Source organism: Streptomyces sp. NPDC052023 (assembly GCF_044548465.1).
GTDB lineage: Bacteria > Actinomycetota > Actinomycetes > Streptomycetales > Streptomycetaceae > Streptomyces.
Genome location: NZ_JBIUBW010000014.1, coordinates 165,127 through 172,558 on the forward strand (window position 1 = coordinate 165,127; position 7,432 = coordinate 172,558).

The window sequence follows — 7,432 nt, forward strand, 5'->3', positions numbered from 1 at the left end:
CGGGGCGCCGGGGGGGGGGGGGGCCGGGGCGGGGGGGGGGGCCCCGGGGGGGGCCCCCCCCCGGGGGGGGGGGGGGGGGGGGGCCCCCCCCCCCCCCCACGGCTGCACGGCTCGGTACATCAGTTCAGTGATGTCAGGTGCACGACATATCTGCTGAGGGAGACCCGCATGCAGCTCCGCACACCCCGCCTCCTCGTGACCGCGTTGTCGGCGATCGCCCTGCTGTCCGCCGGCCCCGGCCTCACCGCCCCCGCCCTCGCGGAGCCGTCGGCCGCGGCGGCGGCCTGGGACACCGACCGCGCCGCCTCCGCCTACGCGGCCACCCCCGCCTCCGTCACCGCCTCCGGCAGCGAGAACGGCGCCACCACCCCAGGGATGGCCTTCGACGGCGACGGCGCCACCCGCTGGTCGAGCAACTTCGCCGACGACGCCTGGATCCGCGTCGACCTCGGCTCGGCGATCCGCGTCGACCGGGTCGTACTGGACTGGGAGGCGGCGTACGGGAAGCGGTACGTCCTGGAGGCCTCGCGCAACGGCACCGACTGGACCCCGTTCTACACGGAGACGGCCGGCACGGGCGGCTCGGTCACGGCCCACACGTACCCGCAGGAGGTGACGGCCCGCTACGTCCGCATGCGCGGCGTCGAGCGTGCCACCGGCTGGGGCTACTCCCTGTTCTCCTTCAAGGTCTACGGCGGCGAACCGGCCCCCGCCTCCACCACCCGCACCAACCTGGCCCTCAACCACCCGGCGTACGCGGACTTCTACCAGCACGCGGGCAACTCCCCGGCCTTCGTGACCGACGGCGGCCGGCCGGCCGACCTCAAGGCGGACGTCAGCCGCTGGTCCAGCGACTGGAACGCGAACCGCTGGATCTCCGTCGACCTCGGCGCCCCGTCGGTGATCGACACGATCGACCTGTACTGGGAGGCGGCGTACGCCGTCGACTACGAGCTCCAGGTCTCGGACGACAACCGCACCTGGCGCACGGTGCACCGGCCGACGGCCGCCGAGGTCGTGGCCCGCCGCGCCGATGTGAAGTCCCCGGGCGAGGCGACGGGCCGCCACGACTCGGTCCGCCTCCCCTCCCCGGCCACCGGACGCTATGTCCGCATGCTCGGCAAGGAGCGCCGCTCCTTCCACAACCCGGCCCCCCACACGGCCCAGTTCGGCTACTCCCTCTATGAGTTCGAGGTCTGGGGCACGGGCGGCAGCGCGTCGGCGGCGTACCCGGCGCTCCCGGGCGAGCAGCCCGGCACGTACCGCACCACCTTCTTCGACGACTTCACCGCCGCGGCGCTGGACCGGGGCAAGTGGCGGGTGGTCCGGACGGGCACGGAGATGGGCTCCGTGAACGGCGAGTCCCAGGCGTACGTCGACTCCCCGGACAACATCCGCCTGGAGAACGGCGCGCTGGTGCTGCGGGCCGAGTACTGCAAGGGGTGCACCCAGGCGGGCGGCGGCACGTACGACTTCACGTCGGGCCGCATCGACACCCACACCAGGTTCGACTTCACCTACGGCCGGGTGAGTGCCCGCATGAAGCTGCCGGTCGGCGACGGCTTCTGGCCGGCGTTCTGGCTCCTGGGCAGCAACGTCGACGACCCGGCGGTCTCCTGGCCGCCCTCCGGCGAGACCGACATCATGGAGAACGTCGGCTACGGCGACTGGACCAGCACGGCCCTGCACGGCCCCGGCTATTCGGCCGACGGCAACATCGGCGCCCGCCAGGTGTACCCGAACGGCGGCCGCGCCGACCAGTGGCACACCTACGCGGTGGAGTGGACCCCGACCGGAATGAAGTTCTTCGTCGACGACCGCCTGGTCCAGGAGACGACCCGCAACAAGCTGGAGTCCACGCGCGGCCAGTGGGTCTTCGACCACGACCAGTACGTCATCCTGAACCTCGCCCTGGGCGGGGCCTACCCCGCCGGCTGGAACCAGGTCACGACCCCCTATTGGGGCCTGCCCCAGTCGAGCGTGGACCGGATCGCGGGCGGGGGAGTGCAGGCGGAGGTGGACTGGGTCCGCGTGGAACAGAAGGGCTGAGCTGACGGGCGGGAGGCGGGCCGTGGGTGTCCGGCGCACGTCTCCCGCCCGGCGCTGTTCGATGGCACCATGCTCCACAGCCGCTTCGCCGATCTGTCCGGGCAGCAGCGAAGCACACCGCAGGGAGCCGCTGTGATCACGACCGTGACCGCCGTCCTGACCCCCCTTCGTGCCCGCGTCCTGCTCGTTCTCGCCGTACTGCTCGCCACCGTCGCGCCCGCTGCACCGACGCTCGCCACCGCACCCGTTCCCCCGCCGGCCGGCGCTGCCCACTCCTCGGGCGCCGAGGTCGTGGAGGTCACCCAGGTCGCGGACCGGCAGGTCGACGTGTCGGTGCGGTCGACTGCCCTGGGGGGCCGCACCGTGAAGGTGCGCCTGCTCACCCCCGACGGCTGGAACCCCGACGACCGGCGCCGTCACTGGCCGACGTTGTGGCTGCTGCACGGCTGCTGCGGCGACTACACCTCATGGACCCGCATGACCGATGTCGCCGAGACCGACAGCCTGCGCGACGTCCTGGTGGTGATGCCGGAGGCCGGCTGGAACGGCTGGTACAGCGACTGGTGGAACCACGGCGAGGGCGGCGACCCCGCCTGGGAGACCTTCCACACGGTGGAACTGCGACGACTCCTGGAGAGCGACTGGGGCGCCGGCCGCGACCGCGTCGTCGCCGGTCTGTCGATGGGCGGGCAGGGCGCCCTGCTCTACGCCGCCCGGCACCCGGGGATGTTCAAGGCGACCGCGGCGTACTCCGGCTCGGCGCACCCGCTGCTGAACCAGGAGTCCGTCGACCGGATCATGGGTCTGTTCGCCGGCCAGGGCAACGATCCCTTGCGGCTCTGGGGCGACCCGGTGGCCCAGCGCCGCATCTGGCAGTCCCACGACCCGTACCACCTGGCCAAGCGGCTCAAGTCCCTGCCCGTCTACCTCTCCTGCGGCGACGGCACCGCGGGCCCCCTCGACCCACCGGGCGCGACGAGCGCCCTGGAGGCCGACTTCAACCGCCAGAACCACGCCTTGGCCGCCGAGCTGAAGCGCGTCGGCGCCCGGCACGTCACCACCCACTTCTACGGCCCCGGCACCCACATCTGGGCGTACTGGGAGCGCGAACTCCACGCGTCGCTGCCGATGCTGCTGGCCGCGCTGGGGGTCGACGGCTGACCCCGGACGCGCAGCAGGGCCGACCTGCCCCGTCAGGGCACCTCAGGGCGCACGAGTGCCGTGGCGAAGGGCTCGCCGGAGCGACGGGCGTACGCCATCCGCTCGCGCACCTCCCGCAGGGTGCGCGGACGGTAACCGGGGCCGCCGCAGCAGCTCTTGTGGAAGCGGACACCGGCGTGCAGCAGCACGGACAGGGTGCGCCAGGCCGCCGTGTCCCGACGCGGTGGAGCGGCGAAGGCCGAGCCCACGTGGATCATCGTTGCCGCACAGCGGGGGCAGGCACGCTGCCTGTCCCTGTCGTAGGGCTGCTTGTACGAGGCCCGGCAGGGCAGACAGACGTATGAGGTCTTCGCGTGGGCCATGGGGCCAGCATAGAGAGCAGTCGCGGCGAACTCGACGGAATTGAGCGGCGCCTCGGGTCGGCGCACTTCCACCTGTGCCTCTGTCTGCATTCAGCCCGCAACCGGCTCCAGCACCCGCCCCGCCTGCTCCGCTGTGCGGACCGTCTCCGGGGCGCGGCGGGCCCGCGACCGCCGCCACAGCCACAGCACATCCCGTCCGAACGACCACACCAGCAGCCCCAACGCCAGCCCGACCACCGCCGCGTTGCCCACCCACGGCAGCAGGTCGGCGCCCGCCACCAGCAGGAAGACACCCTGCACCGCGGCCACCGCCTTCCGGGCCGTGCTCGGTGGCAGGGCCGCGTTCAGCCACGGCAGGAAACGGGCCGCGGCGACGAAGCCGTACCGCATGCCGCCGATCAGCAGCACCCACGGGCCCAGCGACATCGAGACGTACACGCTCAGCACCAGGATCAGGAACGCGTCGACCTCCATGTCGAACCGCGCCCCGAGCGCCGACGACGTGCCGGTGCGCCGGGCGACCTTGCCGTCCACGCCGTCGAGGATCAGCGCCACCGCCGTCAGGGCGACCAGCAGCGTGACCGGCGGTGCGCTCTCGAAGGAGTCGGCGACCAGCGCGGTCACGCCGCCGACCAGGGTGGCCCGGCCGAGGGTGACCCGGTTGGCAGGGCCGAACGACCGCAGTCCCGACCGGTGCAGGGCCCGCGAGAGCACCGCCCAGCTGGCGATCGCGAAGGCGAGGCCGGTCAGCCAGCCCGCCGGTCCCATGCCGATCGCCGAGCCGAGCACGGCCAGCAGCAGGATCTGCACGCCCGCACCCACCGCGGTCTCCTGCTGGACCAGCCTCGCGTCAAAAGTGTTGTTCAGGGCCACCGCACATCCTCCGGCCAGGTGACAGAGTCGATCATCGCCGCGTACTGTGCGCGGCCTGTGCACACCTCCGTACGTGCACCACTTGCCGATCGTTCAGGAGGAACGCCGATGATCCGCGCCGCACGGGCGTTCTGGCTCAGCTCCCCGGGGCGGGGAGAGATCCGGGACGCCGAGCTTCCGGAGCCTGCCGAGGACGAGGTGCTCGTCCGCTCGCTCTGGTCCGGCGTCAGCCGTGGCACGGAGACACTGGTCTTCCGGGGCGGGGTCCCGCACAGCCAGCACACCGCCATGCGGGCGCCGTTCCAGGAGGGCGACTTCCCGGCGCCCGTGAAGTACGGCTACCTCAATGTCGGCGTCGTGGAGGAGGGCCCGGCAGGCCTGGCCGGGCGTACCGTCTTCTGCCTCTACCCGCACCAGACGCGGTACGTCGTCCCGGCCGCCGCCGTGACCCCCGTACCGGAGCACGTGCCCGCCTCCCGTGCCGTACTCGCCGGCACCGTCGAGACCGCCGTCAACGCGCTGTGGGACGCGGCGCCCCTGGTCGGCGACCGGATCGCCGTCGTCGGCGGCGGCATGGTGGGCTGCTCGGTGGCCGCGCTGCTGGCCCGCTTCCCCGGCGTGCGGGTGCAGTTGGTGGACGCCGATCCAGGGCGCGCCGCGGTGGCCGAGGCGCTCGGCGTGGGTTTCGCCGGACCCGCGGACGCCCTCGGCGACTGCGACCTCGTCGTCCACGCCAGCGCGACCGAGCAGGGCCTGTCCCGTTCACTGGAACTCCTCGCCCCCGAGGGCACGGTGGTCGAGCTGAGCTGGTACGGCGACCGGCGCGTCACCCTCCCGCTGGGCGAGGCCTTCCACTCCCGGCGGCTGACGATCCGCAGCAGCCAGGTCGGCACCGTCTCCCCGGCCCGCGCCGGCCGGACCTACGCCGACCGGCTCGCGCTCGCCCTCGACCTGCTGGCCGACCCGGCGCTGGACGCGCTCGTCACCGGGGAGTGCGCCTTCGAGGAACTCCCGGACGTGCTGCCCCGGCTGGCCTCCGGTGAGATCCCGGCACTGTGCCACCGGGTGCGGTATCCCGAAAGCGCCTGACCTCAGAAAAGAGGTACGAGCCGCTGAACACGGGAAGGACATGAGCCGTACTAGTCGGCATCCATGCCCCGCACCTGGAGGGTCGCCCGTTGTTCAGTGTCACCGTCCGCGATCACATCATGATCGCCCACAGCTTCCGCGGTGAGGTCTTCGGCCCCGCGCAGCGCCTGCACGGAGCGACGTTCCTGGTGGACGCCACGTTCCGGCGCGAGCAGCTGGACGACGACAACATCGTCGTCGACATCGGACTGGCCACCCAGGAACTCGGCGCGGTGGTCAGCGAGCTGAACTACCGCAACCTCGACAACGAGCCCGACTTCGCCGGGATCAACACCTCCACGGAGTTCCTGGCGAAGGTCGTCGCGGACCGGCTCGCCGAGCGCGTCCACAAGGGGGCGCTGGGGGAGGGCGCGAGGGGGCTCACGGGCATCTCGGTCACCCTGCACGAGTCGCATGTCGCCTGGGCGAGTTACGAGCGTGGCCTGTGACCGACGCGACCGTGGAGAAGCTCTCCTTCGTGCCCGCCCAGGCGGCCCCCAGGAACGGCGAGATCGTCCCCATGTCCCTGCGTACCGTGCACTTCGTGATGCCGGGCGGTGTCGACGACCCGGCCATGCCCAGCGGGGGAAACGCCTACGACCGCCGGGTCTGCCTGGACCTGCCCGGCTTCGGCTGGCGGGCCCACAAGCAGCCGGCCGACGGCTCCTGGCCGCGGCCGGGCGCCGCCGCCCGCACCCAACTCGCCCGTACGCTGCGGGACCTGCCGGACGGCGCGGTGGTGCTGCTGGACGGGCTGGTGGCCTGCGGCGTACCGGAGATCGTCGTGCCGGAGGCCGACCGGCTGCGGCTGGCCGTCCTGGTGCACCTGCCGCTCGGCGACGAGACGGGACTCGATCCCGCGCTCGCCGCCGAACTGGACGTCAAGGAACGTGCGGTCCTGCGGGCCGTCGGCGCCGTGATCGCCACCAGCGACTGGGCGGTCCGCCGCCTCGTCGCGCACCACGGCCTGGACCCCGACCGCGTCCATGTCGCGGCCCCCGGCGCCGACATCGCCCCCCTCGCGTCCGGCACCGACGGGGTCTCCCGCCTGCTGTGCGTCGCCGCCGTCACCCCGCGCAAGGGCCAGCACCGGCTGGTCGAGGCGCTCGCCGGCGTCACCGACCTGCCGTGGAGCTGCGTGTGCGTCGGCGGGCTGGGACATGACCCCGAGTACGTCGCCCACCTGCGGGACCTGATCGCACGGCACGGCCTGCAGGACCGCATCCACCTCGCGGGGCCCCAGGCCGGAGCGGACCTCGACGCCAGCTACGCCACCGCCGACCTCATGGTCCTCGCCTCCTACGCCGAGACGTACGGCATGGCGGTCACCGAGGCACTCGCGCGCGGCATCCCGGTGCTGGCCACGGACGTCGGGGGCATCCCCGAGGCGCTCGGCCGCGCCCCGGACGGCGGCGTCCCCGGCATCCTCGTCCCGCCGGAGGATCCCGCCGCGCTCGCCGCCGAACTGCGCCACTGGTTCGGCGAGGCCGACGTACGCCGCCGTCTGAAGTCGGCCGCCCGCGGCCGCCGTGCCGCGCTCGACGGCTGGGCCACCACCGCGAAGCACCTGGCCGGCGTCCTGAGCCGGCTTCCGAACGAACCCCGGAGGGCGGCATGAACGCCACGACGACGGCTGCGCACGACACGGGGAACGGGGCGGTCGCCGCGCAGCCCGGTGCGCCGAGCGCGACGGACACCACGGCCGCCGGTGCGCCCGCCCCCGCTTCCGTCATCCCCGGCGCCGGCGAGCCCGCGCCCGCCTCCGCTTCCGTCATCCCCGGCGCCGGCGAGCCCGCGCCCGCCTCCGCTTCCGTCATCCCCGGCGCCGGCGAGCCCGCGCCCGCCTCCGCTTCCGTCAT

Annotated in this window: 7 protein-coding genes and 1 pseudogene; 6 read left to right on the plus strand and 2 right to left on the minus strand. The window is 73.4% G+C overall.

Going from position 1 to position 7,432, the window contains the following annotated elements:
• Positions 1 to 168: 168 nt before the first annotated feature.
• Together ACIHCM_RS25920 and ACIHCM_RS25925 are read left to right on the plus strand one after the other, a co-directional pair.
• A complete protein-coding gene (locus ACIHCM_RS25920) occupies positions 169 to 2,049 on the plus strand; it encodes a discoidin domain-containing protein (protein WP_399900265.1) in 1,881 nt (626 codons plus the stop codon).
• A 144-nt stretch (positions 2,050 to 2,193) separates the two neighbouring features.
• Positions 2,194 to 3,210, plus strand: coding sequence for an alpha/beta hydrolase (locus tag ACIHCM_RS25925; RefSeq protein WP_399900348.1), 1,017 nt, complete (start codon positions 2,194 to 2,196; stop codon positions 3,208 to 3,210).
• Positions 3,211 to 3,242: 32 nt separating this feature from the next.
• Here the strand turns inward: ACIHCM_RS25925 and ACIHCM_RS25930 are convergent, their stop codons facing one another.
• Positions 3,243 to 3,572 carry a deoxyxylulose-5-phosphate synthase gene (locus tag ACIHCM_RS25930; protein ID WP_399900268.1) on the minus strand — a complete coding sequence of 110 codons (330 nt, stop codon included), beginning with the start codon at positions 3,570 to 3,572 and terminating at the stop codon, positions 3,243 to 3,245.
• 90 nt (positions 3,573 to 3,662) lie between these two features.
• Entirely contained in the window at positions 3,663 to 4,445 is a 783-nt protein-coding gene (locus ACIHCM_RS25935; RefSeq protein WP_399900270.1) for a CDP-alcohol phosphatidyltransferase family protein, read from the minus strand.
• A gap of 108 nt (positions 4,446 to 4,553) precedes the next feature.
• Between ACIHCM_RS25935 and ACIHCM_RS25940 the strand changes: the two genes are divergently transcribed.
• The 4 genes and pseudogenes from ACIHCM_RS25940 to ACIHCM_RS25955 form a co-directional block, all read left to right on the plus strand.
• Positions 4,554 to 5,534, plus strand: a complete 981-nt coding sequence (locus ACIHCM_RS25940) for a zinc-binding alcohol dehydrogenase (RefSeq protein ID WP_399900273.1) — start codon at positions 4,554 to 4,556, stop codon at positions 5,532 to 5,534.
• 89 nt (positions 5,535 to 5,623) lie between these two features.
• Positions 5,624 to 6,022, plus strand: a complete 399-nt coding sequence (locus tag ACIHCM_RS25945; protein ID WP_393109152.1) for a 6-pyruvoyl tetrahydropterin synthase family protein — start codon at positions 5,624 to 5,626, stop codon at positions 6,020 to 6,022.
• 71 nt (positions 6,023 to 6,093) lie between these two features.
• On the plus strand, positions 6,094 to 7,191 hold the full coding sequence (locus ACIHCM_RS25950; protein WP_399900351.1) for a glycosyltransferase family 4 protein: 1,098 nt from the start codon (positions 6,094 to 6,096) through the stop codon (positions 7,189 to 7,191).
• Positions 7,188 to 7,432, plus strand: a pseudogene (locus ACIHCM_RS25955) (hypothetical protein); the annotation flags it as partial. The gene ACIHCM_RS25950 and the pseudogene ACIHCM_RS25955, both read left to right, overlap by 4 nt.